14 protein-coding genes are annotated in these 15,764 nt (G+C 73.9%); 4 read left to right on the top strand and 10 right to left on the bottom strand.

The annotated features are described in order from the left end of the window. Nucleotides 1-62: 62 nt before the first annotated feature. From ACFSHS_RS08410 to ACFSHS_RS08395, 4 genes are read right to left on the bottom strand one after another with little or no spacing between them, the layout of a single operon-like run. Nucleotides 63-827, bottom strand: coding sequence for a class I SAM-dependent methyltransferase (locus ACFSHS_RS08410; RefSeq protein WP_376874034.1), 765 nt, complete (start codon nt 825-827; stop codon nt 63-65). Beyond that, nucleotides 824-1,852, bottom strand: coding sequence for a methylenetetrahydrofolate reductase (locus ACFSHS_RS08405; RefSeq protein WP_376874032.1), 1,029 nt, complete (start codon nt 1,850-1,852; stop codon nt 824-826). The genes ACFSHS_RS08410 and ACFSHS_RS08405 overlap by 4 nt, the downstream gene beginning before the upstream one ends. 36 nt (nt 1,853-1,888) lie before the next feature. Further along, nucleotides 1,889-3,223, bottom strand: coding sequence for an MFS transporter (locus ACFSHS_RS08400; RefSeq protein WP_376874030.1), 1,335 nt, complete (start codon nt 3,221-3,223; stop codon nt 1,889-1,891). Then, on the bottom strand, nt 3,220-3,819 hold the full coding sequence (locus ACFSHS_RS08395; RefSeq protein ID WP_376874028.1) for a helix-turn-helix domain-containing protein: 600 nt from the start codon (nt 3,817-3,819) through the stop codon (nt 3,220-3,222). The genes ACFSHS_RS08400 and ACFSHS_RS08395 overlap by 4 nt, the downstream gene beginning before the upstream one ends. A gap of 138 nt (nt 3,820-3,957) precedes the next feature. Here ACFSHS_RS08395 and ACFSHS_RS08390 point away from each other — a divergent pair, with 138 nt between their 5' ends. From ACFSHS_RS08390 to ACFSHS_RS08380, 3 genes are read left to right on the top strand one after another with little or no spacing between them, the layout of a single operon-like run. Beyond that, on the top strand, nt 3,958-4,974 hold the full coding sequence (locus ACFSHS_RS08390) for a pirin family protein (RefSeq protein WP_376874026.1): 1,017 nt from the start codon (nt 3,958-3,960) through the stop codon (nt 4,972-4,974). Nucleotides 4,975-5,003: 29 nt separating this feature from the next. Beyond that, the gene (locus ACFSHS_RS08385; protein WP_376874024.1) at nt 5,004-5,972 is read left to right on the top strand and encodes a pirin family protein; all 969 of its coding nucleotides are present in this window, start codon (nt 5,004-5,006) and stop codon (nt 5,970-5,972) included. Beyond that, nucleotides 5,972-6,430 carry a PPOX class F420-dependent oxidoreductase gene (locus tag ACFSHS_RS08380; protein WP_376874022.1) on the top strand — a complete coding sequence of 153 codons (459 nt, stop codon included), beginning with the start codon at nt 5,972-5,974 and terminating at the stop codon, nt 6,428-6,430. Before ACFSHS_RS08385 ends, ACFSHS_RS08380 begins: the two co-directional genes overlap by 1 nt. 62 nt (nt 6,431-6,492) lie before the next feature. Here the strand turns inward: ACFSHS_RS08380 and ACFSHS_RS08375 are convergent, their stop codons facing one another. Both ACFSHS_RS08375 and ACFSHS_RS08370 read right to left on the bottom strand, forming a co-directional pair. Then, nucleotides 6,493-7,251 (bottom strand): VOC family protein, encoded by a 759-nt coding sequence (locus ACFSHS_RS08375; RefSeq protein WP_376874020.1) that lies wholly within the window; start codon nt 7,249-7,251, stop codon nt 6,493-6,495. A gap of 78 nt (nt 7,252-7,329) precedes the next feature. Next, on the bottom strand, nt 7,330-9,375 hold the full coding sequence (locus ACFSHS_RS08370; protein ID WP_376874018.1) for a TPM domain-containing protein: 2,046 nt from the start codon (nt 9,373-9,375) through the stop codon (nt 7,330-7,332). 114 nt (nt 9,376-9,489) lie between these two features. Between ACFSHS_RS08370 and ACFSHS_RS08365 the strand changes: the two genes are divergently transcribed. Further along, complete coding sequence (locus tag ACFSHS_RS08365; protein ID WP_376874016.1) at nt 9,490-9,861, top strand: Rieske (2Fe-2S) protein; 372 nt, start codon at nt 9,490-9,492, stop codon at nt 9,859-9,861. Nucleotides 9,862-9,941: 80 nt separating this feature from the next. Here the strand turns inward: ACFSHS_RS08365 and ACFSHS_RS08360 are convergent, their stop codons facing one another. From ACFSHS_RS08360 to ACFSHS_RS08345, 4 genes are all read right to left on the bottom strand, one after another. Continuing rightward, nucleotides 9,942-11,645: a dipeptide ABC transporter ATP-binding protein gene (locus ACFSHS_RS08360; RefSeq protein ID WP_376874014.1), complete on the bottom strand. Its 1,704-nt coding sequence runs from the start codon at nt 11,643-11,645 to the stop codon at nt 9,942-9,944. Continuing rightward, the gene (locus ACFSHS_RS08355) at nt 11,642-12,727 is read right to left on the bottom strand and encodes an ABC transporter permease (protein ID WP_376874012.1); all 1,086 of its coding nucleotides are present in this window, start codon (nt 12,725-12,727) and stop codon (nt 11,642-11,644) included. The genes ACFSHS_RS08360 and ACFSHS_RS08355 overlap by 4 nt, the downstream gene beginning before the upstream one ends. After that, nucleotides 12,727-13,830, bottom strand: a complete 1,104-nt coding sequence (locus tag ACFSHS_RS08350) for an ABC transporter permease (RefSeq protein ID WP_376874010.1) — start codon at nt 13,828-13,830, stop codon at nt 12,727-12,729. Before ACFSHS_RS08350 ends, ACFSHS_RS08355 begins: the two co-directional genes overlap by 1 nt. A 117-nt stretch (nt 13,831-13,947) precedes the next feature. Further along, nucleotides 13,948-15,588 carry an ABC transporter substrate-binding protein gene (locus tag ACFSHS_RS08345; protein ID WP_376874008.1) on the bottom strand — a complete coding sequence of 547 codons (1,641 nt, stop codon included), beginning with the start codon at nt 15,586-15,588 and terminating at the stop codon, nt 13,948-13,950. Between the last annotated feature and the right edge of the window lie 176 nt (nt 15,589-15,764).

Raw genomic sequence — 15,764 nt, 5'->3', positions numbered from 1 at the left:
GGCCCCGCGATGGCGACGAGTGTGCGGACCGCGCGCGCCGGCGGGGGACGGCGATCCGCGCGTCAGCGGGCGACGGCGATCCCCAGCCACGGCCGCAGGGCGCCCTCGGAGAGCAGCCGCCCGACCCGCCGGGACTGCTCCTGCGCCTGGCGGAACGCCGGGTCCCCGCCGTGCCGGCGCTCCACCTCCGCCTCGACGGCGTCCGCCCGCCGGGTCCACTCCTCCGGGCTGTCGGCGAGGTCCGCCTCGCCGGTCTGCGTGAGCTCGAAGCCCGCGTCGGCGAGCAGCTGCCGGGTGCGCGTCTCCGAGGGGAAGTCGTTGCCCTCGGGCAGGGGTGGCGGCAACGGCCCGTCGGCCACGAACACCAGCAGACCGAGCCGGCCACCGGGCCCGAGGACGCGGCGGGACTCCCGCAGCAGCCCGGCCTTGTCCGGCGTCGTGCAGAGGACGCCCAGGCACCAGGAGGCGTCGAAGGAGGCACCGGCGAAGGGCAGCCGCTGCGACACCGCCACCACCGAGGGCAGCCCGAACAGGCGCCGGCTCGCCCGCGCCGCGGCGGCCATCGGCTCCGCGCAGACCGGCCGCACGCCCCGCTCGGCGGCGAGCCACCCGGCCGGGCCACCCACGCCCGCGCCCGAGTCCAGCAGCCGGGTGCCGGGGCCGGGCTCCAGCCGGTCGGCCAGCCAGCGCAGTGTTCCCTCGCTCCCGCTCCCCCGGCAGCCCGCCGGGATCGCGTGCTCCGGGCCGAGCGCACGCACCGCCTCCTCGGTCCATCCGGCGACGGTGTCGAACTCGGCCTCCATCGCCTCGTTCTCCGGCGAGCTCATGCGTCCTCTCTCAGGCGTTCGGCCACCGCAGCCTTGATGCGGGCGCCGTCGTCGGCACCGCGGTCGGAGGCCGCCCCGGACAGGTTGACCCCGACGACGCCGGGGACGGCCAGCAGCTCCCGGGCCTCCGCCACCGCCGCGGCGATCCCGGCCTCGCGAGGATCGGGTGCGGCGAGCACCCGCTCGACCACCTCGTCGTCCAGGTGCAGGCCGGGGAACCGCTGCAGCACCCGCGCCGAGCGCTCGTCGGTGTAGACGGCGACCGCGGCGACGAACGGCAGCGTCGCCCCGGCGGCCCGCGCGGCGGCGACGAAGGCCGCGACGCGGGCCGGGCTGCTCACGTGGTTGAGGACGCACAGCTGGGCCCCGGCCCGTTCCTTCTCGGCCACGCGGGCGGGGCGCAGTTCCACCGGGCGGGCCTCCGGCGACTCGGGGACGGCGACCGGCAGGCCCTGCGCGGCGGCCAGCGCGGCCAGCCGCACGCCGTCGAGGTCGAAGACCTGCGCGGCGCCGGGGCGGACGCCCGGGCCCCGGCCGTCGCCGGTGACGCAGAGGACGCCGTCGACGCCGAGGGCGGCCAGACCGGCGAGCTCCTGCTCGAGGACGACGCGGTTGCGGTCGCGGCAGGCCAGGGTCGTCCAGAGCCGCCCGCCCGCGGCCAGCACCTCGTCGGCGATCATCGTCGGCGGGAAGTCGGGCCGGTCGGCGTGCTCGCCCAGGAGGAGCGCGTCCGAGACCGGCGCCAGGACGTCGACCACCCGGCGCAGGGCCGCGAGGTCGAACGGCGGCGCGGACAGGTCGGTGAGGACGACCGGGGCCCGGGCCGCGCGGGCGAGCAGGCCGTCGACGGACGGCGCCGGCCGCGGCACCGGCGGATCGGGCCAGCGCACGAGGGGCGCCCCCAGGAACACGCAGCGGTGCTGTGCCAGCTCGCACCGTTCGTCGTTCCGGACCCCGCCGCAGGGGCCGAACACCATCCGCTTGGGGCAGCCGAGCCGCCCCACGGCGGACGGCTCGGTCAGCATCCGACGGGGCTGCCCCGACCGGGGCGACCGAAACCCTCAGGCCCGCGCGGAGTCGATCATCGTCGGGGCCGCACCGCTCGCCGCCGGCGACGCCGCGCGCACCGATCCGCGCACGGCCGCCACGGAGGTGTCCGGGGGGAGCCGCAGGCAGGCGAGCGTGGCCAGCAGGAGGACGGCGGCCACCGCGAGGAACGCCGTCTCCCCGCCGAACGCCGTGGCCAATGGGGGGACGACGAGATTGCCCGCGACGCAGCCGACGGCCATGGCCAGCGACATGGCCGAGACGGCGGTCGCCCGGTGTGCGGCCGTGACCCGGCCGTGCAGGACCGCGCTCAGCAGCGGCCAGCTGGCACCGTGCGCGACGTAGTACGCGGCGAAGGCCACCGCGGCCGGCGCGAGCACGTCGGGGCCGGCCAGCCCCGCCATCGCGATCGCCCCGAGCACCGACAGCACGGCGCACCCGGCCCGGGTGGAGCCACGCAGGAGATGGCGCAACCGCGGGGCGGCCACGGCGCCGAGGGCCGCCGCGGCGAACGAGGCCGCCAGGACCACCCCGTACACCGCCGCCCCGTCGTCCCGGTCACCGGCCAGGTCGGCGAACCGGACCGGCCCGAGCAGCTCGCACCCCACGAGCCCCACGCCCCCGACGGCGGTGACCAGCAGGACCAGCCGCATCGCCCGGTCGGTGACGGAGAGCCGGACGGCACCGGTCACGGTCGCGGGCACGGCGCGGACCCCGGCAGCCAGCGCACCGCGGACGCTCCCCGCGCGCGGCGGCCGCACCTCGCCCAGCAGCCGGACCACGGCGACGACGAGCACCACGTCCAGGGCGGCCGCGGCGAGGAACGGCACCGCGAGCGCGCCGGCCCCGGCACCGCCGGACAGGAGGGGCAGCAGGCCTCCGGCCACCGCACCGACGGCCAGTCCACCGCCGTCGGCGGCCGCGTGGCGCGCCAGCCCCGGTGCCACGTCGGCCCGGGGATCGAGCCGGTGGACGGTGTCGACGTACCAGGCCTCGACGGGCCCGGAGTCCAGGGCCCGGCCGATGCCGAGGCACAGCACCCCGGCGAGGAACCCGGCGAAGTCGGTGGCCGTCGCGCAGAGGAGGCAGGACACCAGGTGCAGCAGGGCGCCGGCGACCACCACCGGACGCCGGCCCAGCACGTCGGCCAGCCCGCCGGTGGGCAGTTCCAGGCCCATGATCACGACGCCGTGCACGGTGAACAGCAGGCCGATCTCGGTGAGGGTCAGACCGCGGGCCTGGGCGAGGAGGACGGTGATGGGCGCGGTCAGCCCGACGGGCAGCCAGCGCAGCGCGGTCAGCCCGACCAGCCGGCGGGTGGCCGCGCGGACCGTCGCCGGCGCGCTCACACCGGCCACTCCCGCAGGGGGACCACGTCGGTGAGGACGCAGACCAGCTCGGTGCCCTCGGCGGGCACGTCGGCCGGGTGCCGGCTCATCCACCGGGAGACCACGGCCTCGAGCTCGTCGGCCAGCTGCCGGGCCTGGTCGGGACGCAGCCGCAGGCCGTGGTCGCCGAGCGACGCGGCGGCGGCCCAGGCCGGATCGAGCCGGTCCTTCTGCGCGTGCCAGGCGGCCAGGACCCGGGCGTGCCCGTCGAGCTGGAGGCGGATCATCTCCTCCTGCACCTCGGCGCCGCCCTCCTGCGCGACCACGTCGGCGGCCTGCCAGCTGCTCAGCCGGTGACGGGCCCGCCACCACCGCTCCCGCGACCGGCCCCTGCCCTCGACCTCCTCGACGAACCCGTACGCAGCCAGCCGGCGCAGGTGGTAGCTGGTCGCCCCGCTGCTCTCGCCGACCACGCGGCCCAGCCGGCTGGCGGTGGAGGGGCCGTCGAGCCGCAGGTGCGCGAGGAGCCGGTTGCGCAAGGGGTGCGCCAGAGCGCGCAGGGCCCGCACGTCGGTCACCTCCGCGACCGGGGCGACGCCGTCCGTCCCGCTGGGCACGGAGCGGAGGATAGCGGGGCAAAGACTTGTTTGCAAAGGACTCTTTGCACACTCGGCCGCGGCCTCCCTGAGGGGAAGACATCGAGGGCGTCCAGCGCTACAGTCACCACTAGTTGAGATCTCAACAAGGAGGCCGGCATGCCCGCCGTGACCGTCGAGGACACCACCACCCTCCCCCGTGTTCCGCTCCCCGCCCCGGGCACGGTCCGGCGGCGCGTCCGGTGGGTCACCACCGCGCCGTCCGGCTTCGAGGGCGAGGGCTTCCCGGTCCGCCGTGCGTTCGCGGGTGTCGACCTGCGTGAGCTCGACCCCTTCATCCACATGGACCAGATGGGCGAGGTCGAGTACGCCCCCGGTGAGCCCAAGGGCACCAGCTGGCACCCGCACCGCGGCTTCGAGACCGTCACCTACATCATCGACGGGACGTTCGAGCACGCCGACTCCCACGGCGGCGGCGGCACGATCAGCAACGGCGACACCCAGTGGATGACCGCCGGTGGCGGCGTCCTCCACATCGAGCGCCCGCCGGAGCACCTCGTCGTCAGCGGCGGGCTCTTCCACGGCCTGCAGCTGTGGGTCAACCTGCCCCGGGCGCAGAAGTGGGTGGAGCCCCGCTACCAGGACCTGCGCGCGAACCAGTCGGTGCTGCTGGCCAGCCCCGACGCCGGCGCCTTGTTGCGGGTGATCGCCGGGGACGTCGCCGGCCACGTCGGCCCGGGTTCGACCTACACGCCCATGGCGATGGTCCACGCCACCGTCTCCCCCGGCGCCATCCTCGACCTGCCGTGGCGGCCGGACTTCAACGCGCTGGTCTACGTGCTGTCCGGCGCCGGCTCGGTCGGCATCGACGGCGCGCCGGTCCGCACCGGGCAGCTCGCCGTCCTCGGTCCCGGCGACACCGTGACCATCAACGGCGCCGTCCACCAGGAGTCCCGGACACCCGCCCTCGATGTCGTCATCCTCGGGGGTGCGCCCATCCGTGAGCCGATCGCCATGTACGGGCCGTTCGTCATGAACACCCGCCAGGAGGTCATGGACGCGTTCACCGACTACCAGGCCGGGCGGCTCGGTTCCGTCCCCGCCGTGCACGGCCGCCGGGAGTCGGTTCCGCACGGCGGTGTTCGGGGCGAGACTGGCCAGGCACCGTCGGCCTGATCGCCGCGCCCGGGCGGAAAGGGACAACCATGAGCAATCTCGACCGTCGCCCGGCCGCCCGCGAACTGGGTGGCCTGGAGGAGACCTCCGCCGGCCCGGTGCTGGACCTGCTGCCCGGCAAGGAGGTCCAGCTGGGCGAGAGCACGCGGGTGCGCCGGCTGCTGCCCACGCTCGGCCGCCGGATGGTGGGGGCGTGGGCGTTCGTCGACCACTACGGCCCCGACGACATCGCCTCCTCCGCCGGCATGCAGGTCGCTCCGCACCCGCACACCGGCCTGCAGACGGTCTCCTGGCTGCTGGAGGGCGAGGTGCACCACCGCGACTCGGTCGGCAGCGACGTGCGGTTCGGCCCCGGTCAGCTCGCGCTGATGACGGCGGGCCACGGCATCGCGCACTCCGAGCAGTCGCCGGCCGTGCACCCCCGGTGCCTCCACGGCGCCCAGCTGTGGGTGGCGCTGCCCGACGCCCACCGGGAGGTGGCGCCCGCCTTCGAGCACCACGCCACGCTGCCCGGCTTCGCCTCCGACGGGCTCACGACGACGGTGCTCATGGGGTCGCTCGCCGACACCGCCTCCCCCGGCACCACCTACAGCCCGCTGGTGGGCGCCGACCTGAAGCTCTCGCCCGGGGCCGACGTCGAGCTGCCCCTGGAGCCGGACTTCGAGTACGCCGTGCTGGCCGCGGGCGGCTCGGCGACGGTGGAGGGCGCGCCCGTCACGCACGGCTCGATGCTCTACCTGGGCACCGGCCGGCGGACCGTGCGGCTGCACGCCGACGAGGCCGCCACGCTCCTGCTGCTCGGCGGTGAGCCGTTCGAGGAGCAGCTGGTCATGTGGTGGAACTTCATCGGCCGGTCGGGCGAGGAGATCGCCGAGTACGCGGAGCTGTGGAACGCCGAGGACGAGCGCTTCGGCGTCGTGGTCGGTTACGACGGCGACCGGCTGCCCGCCCCCTCGCTGCCGGCGATCCCGCTCAAGGCGCGGGGGCGGGTGCGCTGATGGCGACCGATCCGCGGATGCTGGCCTTCGTCGCCGAGCACCACTGGGGTGTGCTCGCCACGGTGAAGCGGGACGGCCGGCCGCAGCTGTCCAACGTCGGCTACGCCTACGACCAGGGCGACCAGGGCGACCAGGGCAATGACCAGGGCACGGGGGTCGTCCGTGTGTCGGTGACCGCCGACCGCGCGAAGACGCGCAACCTGCAGCGGGACCCCCGGGTGACCCTGCACGTCGCGTCGCGCGATTTCTGGACCTGGGTCGCGGTCGAGGGCACGGCCAAGCTCACCCCGGTGGCCCAGGACCCGCAGGACGCCACGGTGGAGGAGCTGATCACCTACTACCGGGGCGTGTCCGGCGAGCACGAGAACTGGGACGAGTACCGGGCGGCCATGGTGGCCGACCGGCGGCTCGTCGTCCGCTTCCGGCCCGAGCACACCTACGGGCAGCTGCGCGGCTGAAGAAGGACCCCCTGCCCCCCGCTCGCACGCGCGCGGGGGGTCTGCAGGGGGTCCCGTCCGCACTACTCCTGCGCGACCTGCATCACCGAGAAGGGCGCACCCCACGGGTCCTCGACCACGGCGAACCGGCCGTACTCGGTGTCCATCGGCGCCATGGTCACCTTTCCACCGGCGGACTCCACCGTGGCGACGGCCTCGTCGGTCGAGGCGACCGCGAAGCAGGCCGCCCACCCCTTCGGGGAGCCCGGCTGGTGGCCGCCGAGGCCCCCGAGCGGCCGGTCGCCCGTGCTGAACGTGGTGTACCCCTCGGCGCCGTCGACCTCGTCGTAGCGAAAACCGAACACCGCGGCGTAGAACTCCCGTGCCGCGGCGGGGTCGTCGACCGCGGCATCGTTCCACACCAGCGAGCCCGGCTCGTTGTACCGCTGCACGCCGGTGTGGGTGCCCGCCTGCCACAGGCCGAACGGATTTCCCTGAGGGTCGAGCGCGACGACCATCGTGCCCATCGGCCCGACCTCCATCGGCTCGACCAGAACGGTGCCACCGGCCTCGCGGATGCGCGTCGCGGTCGCCTCCGCGTCGTCCGTGGCGAAGTAGGTCGTCCAGCGCGGCGGGTCGTTCGCATCCATCTGCGGACCCAGGCCGGCCACCTGCCGACCGTCCTTGACCGCGTTCAGGTAGCCGCCGAATTCCGGCTCGCCCCCGGTGTACTCCCAGCCGAGCAGGTCGGCGTAGAAGGCCTTGGCGGCATCCAGATCGGCTGCTCCGTAGTCGACCCAGCAGGGTGTGCCGGCGGGCCAGGGGGTGTCACGTGTGGGCATCGCTCCTCCTCGTCGTGTGGGGAGCGTCACGGTCCCACCGGGGTCCGACAGTTCCCAGACGCTCCCGCGCCCGTGGTCTCAGAACCGGCCGCCGCCCACGCCGCCGCCGCCAAAGCCGCCGCCGAAGCCGCCGCCGCCACCGCCACGGCGGCTGCCTCCCCCGCCGAAGCCGCCGCCTCCCCCGAATCCGCCGCCGAACCCACCGCCACTACGGCCGCCGCCGAGTAGGATCCCGCCGAGCACGAGGCTGCCGAGGTCGACGCCGCCCCGTCGCGGATAGCCGCCGCCGTAACCGCCGTAGCCGCCCCCGAACCCGCCCGGCCCGCCACCGTAGCCGCCGGACCACGTCGTGACGTCGTCCTGGGCCCGGTCCAGCGCGGACCGGGCGAGCATCGTGGCCTGGTGCGCCTCACGCAGCGCGTTCACCGGGTCGTCCTGTCCCTGGTCCACCGCGACGTCGAGGTGCCGCTGCGCCTCGGCCAGCCGGGTGCGGGCCTCGGGACCGACCGCGCCACGACGGGTGCTGATGAAGTCGGCGGCGGCGTCGATGGTCGACCGCGCGGTGAGCACCGCCTGGTCGAGCGCGGCGGCCGCCCGGCGCACCTGCGTCTGGGCGTCGCGGGCGACCGAGAGCGCCTGCTCCAGCGCGATGTCGGCCTCCTCGAGCTGCCGGAGCGCCGCGAGGGGGTCGGGTCGCGGGCCGGCGAGCACCTGGCCGGCGGAGGTCAGAGCCGCCTCGGCCCGGGCGATCTGGGGACGCAGACCGCTGCGGTCCCCCGCAGCGACGAGGGAGCGCGCCTCGGCGAGGTCCTTCTCCGTCTCGGCGCGGACGGCGGCCACCCGGCCGCCGGCGGCATCGAGATCGGCGGCCAGTCGCCCGACCGCGTCCAGCAGCGTCGTCGTCTGCGCCACGGCGTCCTCGGCGGCCCGGATGTCGCCCACCGCCTCGCCCGCCCGGCCGGCGCCCAGCGCGTCCAGGGCCTCGTTGACCTCCTGCTCCGCTGCCGCCAGGCGCGCCTGCGCCTCGGTCACGTTGTCCCGGACCGGTGCGATCGCGGTGTCGGCGAACCGGCTCCGCAGCTCGGTCAACCGCTGCTCCTCCTGGGGGATGCGCCGCCGCAGCTCGGCGATGCGGGGCGCGAGCGCCTCGAGGACCTCGGGCGCCCGGTGCTCCAGGTCGCGCAGCTGACGAAAGGCCTCGGCCTGCGCGTCCAGGCGCGCGTCGGCGGCCTCGACGAGCCGCAGTATCTCGCCGAGCATCTGGCGGGTGGTCGGCTCGTCCATGCTGGTTCCCCGCCCATCCATGCCGTCGTCGAGCTGCTGTCGCAGGGCGAACGCGCGGGCCAGCTCGTCGCGGGAGGTCGCCAGGGCGGTGTCGAAGCCCGCGACGGCGTCGTCGCCGTACTGCGCCCGCGCGTAGTCGAGGTCCAGCTGCGAGGTCTTCATCGCCTCGTCGAGCTCGAGCAGCGCGGCGCTGGCGCGGAACTGCAGCTGCTCGGTCGTCGTGCCCGCGTAGGGGTCGGGCCGCTCCAGCCGCTGGACCGGTGGGGGCAGCGCCTCGCGCCTGCGGCGCCGCGACCGGGAGACCAGGTACGCGCCGCCACCGACCAGCGCGATCGCGCCGACGACGAGCAGCGCGCCACCACCGCCGTCGGAGTCCGCGGAGCCCGGTGCCTCCCCGGTGCGCACGATGTCGGCGAACGCCACGACGCCGGCCTCCCAGTCGCCGTCCGCGAACTCGGGCTCGACCACCTCACCGGCCAGCTGGTTCGCGTCGTCGAGCGAGACGTCGGAGCTCCGGGGCAGGGCGAACGCGTAGTTGTCGTCCTGGACGGCGACGGCCAGCAGCGCGTCGTTGCCGCCCAGCCCGGACAGGTCCGCCGTCGCGGCCATCCAGTCCCCGGCATCCGCACCGTCGAAGCTGTCGACGAAGACGACGAAGAGCTGGATGCCGTCCTCGGCCTGCAGCTCGTCGAGCGCCGCCTCGACCTGCGCCTCGTCGCCGAGCACCCCCGCCTCGTCGACCACCTGCTCGTCGATGCGGAACGGTTCCTCGGCGAGAGCCGGCCCGCCGCCGAGCAGGAGGAGGGCAGCGGCACCCACGACGACGGACGGCCGGCGCACGGCACCTCCTGGACGCTTCGCGGATCGGACGTTCGACCCTACCGACGCGCGAGGCGTCCGGTCGCGTCGTCCGGGGTAGGGCCCGACGCGCCGCCCATCCGTGAGGAGCCGCCCGTGGCCGAGCCCGACCGACTGCCCGCCGCCGAACTGCCGCCCGGGACGGTCCGCCGCGTCGGCGACTGGGCGGTCGGCAATCGCGGCTCGAACGACGGCGAGGACCGGTACTTCGCCGTGTCCCGCCGGTGCCGGCACCAGCTCGCCGACCTGGCCGAGGGCAGCATCGACGCCGAGGGCTGCCTGGTCTGCCCCTGGCACCAGAGCCGCTACGACGTCCGCACCGGCGAGATGGTCGAGGGGCCGAGGGGGTTCCTCGGCTACCACGGTCCGACGCCCGGCTACACCCAGCTGGTGGCCGCCTACAGCCGGATCCTCAGGCTGCGGGTCCGGCGGGCCACCCGCGCGGGCGACGACGTCGTCCTGGAGTGAGGCCCTCGTCCAGGTGGCCCCGCCCAGAGGCCCGTCGCGAGCCTGCGGCGATGAGGAGGACGGGGTCCTTCCGGGGGCCGTCAGCCGCCGTCAGCCGCGCGGAGCTGCTCCCACAGCGCGCGGCGGCGGGCCTGCTCGTCCGGGTGGGGGACGGGCAGGGACGCGAGCAGCCGCTGGGTGTAGGGGTGGCGGGGCGCGCCCAGCACCTCCGCGCCGGTGCCCTCCTCGACCAGCCTGCCCTTGTAGAGCACCGCGATCCTGTCGGCCAGCAGGTCCACCACCGCCAGGTCGTGGCTGATGAACAGCGCCGCGAACCCGTGCTCGCGCTGCAGCTCGTCGAACAGCTCCAGCACCCGCGCCTGCACCGAGACGTCGAGGGCCGAGGTCGGCTCGTCGGCGATCAGCAGCGCGGGTTCGAGCGCCAGCGACCGGGCCAGGCTGGCCCGCTGCCGCTGCCCACCGGAGAGCTCGTGCGGGTAGCGGTCACCGAAGGCCTTGGGCAGCTGCACCTGCTCGAGCAGCTCGTCGACCCGCGGCCGGGCCGCCCGGGCGTCGCGGGCACGCCTGTGCACCACCAGCGGCTCGGCCACCGCCTCGGCGATGGTCAGGAGCGGGTTGAAGCTCGACGCCGGGTCCTGGAAGACGAAGCCGATGCGCTCGCGCACCGGCCGGAACGCCTTCTCCCGGACGCCGTTCATCTCCGTGCCCAGCACCTGCAGCGAGCCGCCGGTGACCTTCGTCAGCCCGGCGATGGCACGGCCGATCGTGGTCTTGCCGCTGCCGCTCTCGCCCACCAGGCCGAGCACCTCGCCGGGGCGGATGTCGAAGCTGACGCCGTCCACCGCGACGAAGTCCGGCTGCCGCAGCCGGCCGGGGTAGACGATGCGCAGGTCCCTCGCGGAGACGACCGGCGTCGCCTCCTGCCAGCCGGCGGGCCGGGCGGCGGCCCGCTCGCGGGTCCGGGCCACCCCCCGTCCCAGGCGCGGGACGGCGGCCAGCAGCTGCTGGGTGTAGGGCTCCTGCGGTGCGCTGAACAGCGACCGGACGTCGGCCTGCTCCACGATCCGGCCCTGGTACATGACCGCGACCCGGTCGGCGAGGTCGGCGACCACGCCCATGTTGTGGGTGATCAGCACGATCGCCGCGCCGAACTCGTCGCGGCAGCGGCGCAGCAGGTCCAGGATCTCCGCCTGCACCGTGACGTCGAGGGCCGTCGTCGGCTCGTCGGCGATGATCACGCCGGGGTCGAGGACCAGCGCCTGCGCGATGACGATGCGTTGCTTCTGCCCACCGGAGAACTGGTGCGGATAGTGGTCGACGCGGTGCTCGGGGTCGGGGATGCCGACGCGGCGGAGCACGTCGATCGCCTTCTCCCGCGCCTCCCTCTTGCTGTACTTGCCGTGCGCGCGCAGGCCCTCGGCGATCTGCCAGCCCACCGGGAAGACGGGGTTCAGGGCGGTCGAGGGCTCCTGGAAGACCATCGCCGCATCCCGGCCGCGCACCTCGCCCAGCCGGGCGCCGCGCAGCGTCACGACGTCGTGCGTGCTGCCGCCGTCCTTGCTGTTCAGCAGGATCGCTCCGCGGGTGAGCGCGGTCTCCGGCAGCAGGCCGAGGATGCTGCGGGCGGTGACGGTCTTGCCGCTGCCGCTCTCGCCGACGATGGCCAGCACCTCACCGGCGGCGACGCCCAGGCTGACGTCGCGGACGGCGTCCACGGTGCCGATGTCGGTGGCGAAGCTGACCGAGAGGTTCTCGATCCCGACGACCGGGTTCCCTGCGCTCACTGGGCGAACCGCCTTCCGTCGTCCCGATCCTGGAGCCCGCCCAGCCCGCCGGGGCCGGCACCCAGGGCACCGCCGGGGACCACCGTGGTCTCGGCGACGTCGGCCGGGGTGACCACGGCGCGGCGCCGGGTGCGCAGCCGCGGGTCGGCGAGGTCGTTGAGGCTCTCCCCCACGAGCGTGAGCCCGAGCACGACGAGGACGATCGCCAGACCGGGGAACACCGAGGTCCACCAGATGCCACTGGACACGTCGGCCAGTGCCCGCTTGAGGTCGTAGCCCCACTCGGCGGCAGCGGTCGGCTCGATGCCGAAACCGAGGAAGCCCAGGGCGGCGAGCGTGGAGACCGCCTCGGACGCGTTCAGCGTGAGGATCAGCGGCAGGGTGCGGGTGGCGTTGCGCAGCACGTGGCGGAACATGATCCGCCGGTGCGAGGCACCGATGACTTTCGCCGACTCGACGAACGCCTCCGACTTGATCCGCACCGTCTCTGCGCGGACCACCCGGAAGTACTGCGGGATGAAGACCACGGTGATCGCGATCGCCGCAGCCATGATCCCGCCCCACAGGCTCGACTCCCCGCCGCTGATCGCGATCGCCACGACGATGGCCAGGAGCAGTGAGGGGAAGGCGTAGACGGCATCGCAGAGGACGACCAGCACGCGATCGAGCCAGCCGCCGAAGTAGCCCGACACCAGACCGAGCAGGACGCCGACGAAGAAGGACAGCAGGAGGGCGACGACGATGACGTACAGCGCGGTGCGCGAGCCCCAGATCACCCGCGAGAGGACGTCGTAGCCGCCGACAGTGGTGCCCAGCCAGTGGGCGGACGACGGCTCCTGCTGCGCGCCGAACGCCCCGGACGGGTCGCGCAGCTGGTTGTACTCGTACGGCGCGAGCAGCGGGGCGAAGATCGCGACGAGCAGGAAGAGGGCGCTGAGCACCAGGCCGGCGACCAGCATGCCGCGCTGCAGCCCGACGCTCTGCCGCACCTGGCGGACCAGGGGCAGGGTCTTCCACCCGCGATCGGCCCTGGGGGCGGGTGCGGGAGCGGGAGCGACCTCGCTGGATGTCGCGGTGCTCATCAGTACCTCACCCGGGGGTCGATGAGGGCGGCGATCACGTCGACGATGAAGTTGGTGACCGCGACGATGACGGCGAGCAGCACGACGATGCCCTGCACGGCCACGAAGTCGCGCGCCTCGATGTACTCGGTCAGCTGGAAGCCCAGACCCTTCCACTCGAAGGTCGTCTCGGTGAGGACGGCCCCGCTGAGGAGCAGCGCCACCTGGAGGCCGATGACCGTGATGATGGGGATGAGCGCGGGCCGGTAGGCGTGCTTCTTGAGCAGCCGACGCTCGGCCACGCCGCGGGAACGAGCCGCCTCCACGTAGCCCATGCCCAGCGTGCCGATCACGTTGGTGCGCACCAGCCGCAGGAAGATCCCGGCGGTGAGCAGGCCGAGCGCGATCGCGGGCAGGACGGCGTGCTCGAGGACGTCGGCGATGACCTCGCCGTCCCCCAGTCGGATCGCGTCGATGAGGTAGATGCCGGTGGAGCCGTCCAGCTGTTGCAGTTGGATGTCCGCGCCGGTGGATGCCCGACCGGCAACCGGCAGCCATCCCAGGTTCACCGCGAAGACGAGCTTGAGCAGCATGCCGAAGAAGAAGACCGGGGTGGCGTAGCAGACGATCGCGAAGACCCGCAGCACGGCGTCGGGCCATCTGTCGCGCAGGTAGGCCGCCAGCCGGCCCAGCGGGATGCCGACCAGGAAGGCCACGATCAGCGCGTAGAAGACCAGCTCGAGGGTGGCCGCGCCGAAGGTCGTGAGCATCTCGGTGATCGGCCGGTTGTCGCTGATCGCCGTCCCGAAGTCGCCGGTGAAGACGTTGCCCAGGTATTCGAAGTACTGCACGAGCAGCGGTCGGTCGTAGCCGGCCTCGCGGACGCGCTCGGCCAGCTGCTCGCCGGTGAGCCGGCCTCCCAGCGCCGCGGTGATCGGGTCACCGGTCGAGCGCATCAGGAAGAAGACCGTCGTCACCAGGATGAACACGGTGGGGATGATCAGCAGGAACCGGATCAGCAGGTAGGTGCCCAGCCCGCCCCCGTTGCGCCGCTTCGCCACCCGGGCCGGGGCGGCACCGGGAGCCGCACCGCTGCCGGTGAGCTCGGTCGTCGTCGTGGTCATCTCTCCCGCTCGTCCTCGTGCCCGCACGTGCCCGGCCCCGGGTGATCCGCACTGCGCGGGTCACCCGGGGCCGGAGTGTGCTCCAGTCGTCCAGCGGAGCCGTGGTCGACCCTGGGGTCAGCCCTTGCTCAGGGCCCCGTACCGGAACTTGAAGGACGGGTCGAGGGTGTCCTCGGCGCCCTCCACGTCGGCGCCGGTGACGGCGACCTGGGCGCCCTGCAGGTACGGCACCGTGGACAGGTCGTCGGCGACGAGGTCCTGGATCTGCTCGATCAGGGCCGTGCGCTCGGCGGGGTCCGGGGTGGCGACCTGCTGCGCGATCAGCTGGTCGACCTGCGGGTTCTCGTAGTGGTTGCCCAGGAAGTTCTCCGCCCGGAAGAACGGCGTGAGGTAGTTGTCTGCGTCGGAGTAGTCCGGGAACCAGCCGAGCTGGTAGGCCGGGTACACGTCCTCGGTCCGCTGCTCGGAGTACTGCACCCACTCGGTCGTCTGCAGGTCGACCGCGAACAGGCCGTCGGACTCCAGCTGGTCCTTGATCAGCGCGTACTCGTCACCCGAGGACGGCCCGTAGTGGTCGTTGGAGTACTGCAGGCTCAGCTGGACCGGGGTCTGGACGCCGGCAGCCTCCAGGACCTGCGCCGCCTTCTCGGCGTCCGGACCGCCCTCGCCGTCGCCGTACTTCTCCCTGAGCGGCTCGGTGGCGCCGGTCAGGCCCTCCGGCACGAAGGAGTACAGCGGGGTGTAGGTGCCCTTGTACACCTGCTCGGCCAGCTCCTCGCGGTCGATCAGGTGCGCGACCGCCTGGCGGACGGCGAGCGCCTTGGCCGGGTCGGCCTCGGGCGTCGCCGCGCCGTACGGCTGGGTGTTGAAGTTGAAGACGATGTAGCGGATCTCGCCACCCGGGCCGTCGACGACGTTCACCTCGTCGTTGCCGCGCAGGTCCTCGATGTCCGTGGCCGACAGGCTGCGCCACGCGACGTCGATGTTGCCTTCCTGGATGTCCAGCTTCAGGTTCGAGGCGTCGGCGTAGTACTTGACGTTGACCTGGGCGGTCTTCGGCTCACCGAGCAGGCCCTGGTAGTCCGGGTAGGCCTCGTAGGACACCAGGTTGTTCAGGTCGTAGTTGGTGATGACGTACTGACCGTGGAAGGCGTTGCCGTCGACGATCTCCTGGTCCGGGGTGAGCTCGGTCGCCGAGAACACGTCCTCGTCGACGATCGGGCCGGCCGGGCTCGACAGGATCTGCGGGAACGTCTGGTCGTTCTCCGACTTCAGGTTGAACACGACCGTGGTGTCGTCGGGGGTCTCGACGCTGTCGAGGTTGCCGAGCAGCGACGACGGCCCGTTCTCGTCGGCGATGGCGACCTGGCGGTCGAACGTGAACTTGACGTCCGAGGAGGTGAGGTCGTTGCCGTTGGCCCACTTCAGGCCCGGCTTGAGGGTGACCGTGTACTGGGTCGGCGCGGTGAACTCGGCCGACTCGGCGATGTCGGGCTCGACGTCGGGGCTGCCCGGCGGGGTGTTCATCAGGAACGGGAACACCTGGTTCATGACGGCGAAGGAGCCGTTGTCGTACGAACCCGCGGGGTCCAGCGTCGTGACCTTGTCGGTCGTGCCGATGGTGAGCGTGCCGCCCCCGCCGCCGGAGTCGCCGCCGCCGCCGTCGTCGCCGCCGCCGCACGCGGCCAGCACCAGGGCCGTCGCCGCGAAGCCTGCCGTGGCGACGACGCGCCGACGGCTGCTCGAACCGGGAGTCATCCGTACCTCTGTCTTCGATGACGGCGGCCCGCGGGCGCGCAGGCGCCACCGCGGCCGCCTGTGGCCAATGGAGGATCTAGTCCTAACACCATGTCTTGGCAGGAAGGAGTCCTGCGAAGGCACTGTTATGCGCTCGTGACTGCGCGGTGCGGGCCGCGACGCGCACATCGCCGGCC

Source organism: Blastococcus deserti (genome assembly GCF_042682525.1).
Lineage (GTDB): Bacteria > Actinomycetota > Actinomycetes > Mycobacteriales > Geodermatophilaceae > Blastococcus_B > Blastococcus_B deserti.
Note: the sequence above shows the minus strand (reverse complement) of the source record. Positions and strands in the feature narration are given on the sequence as shown.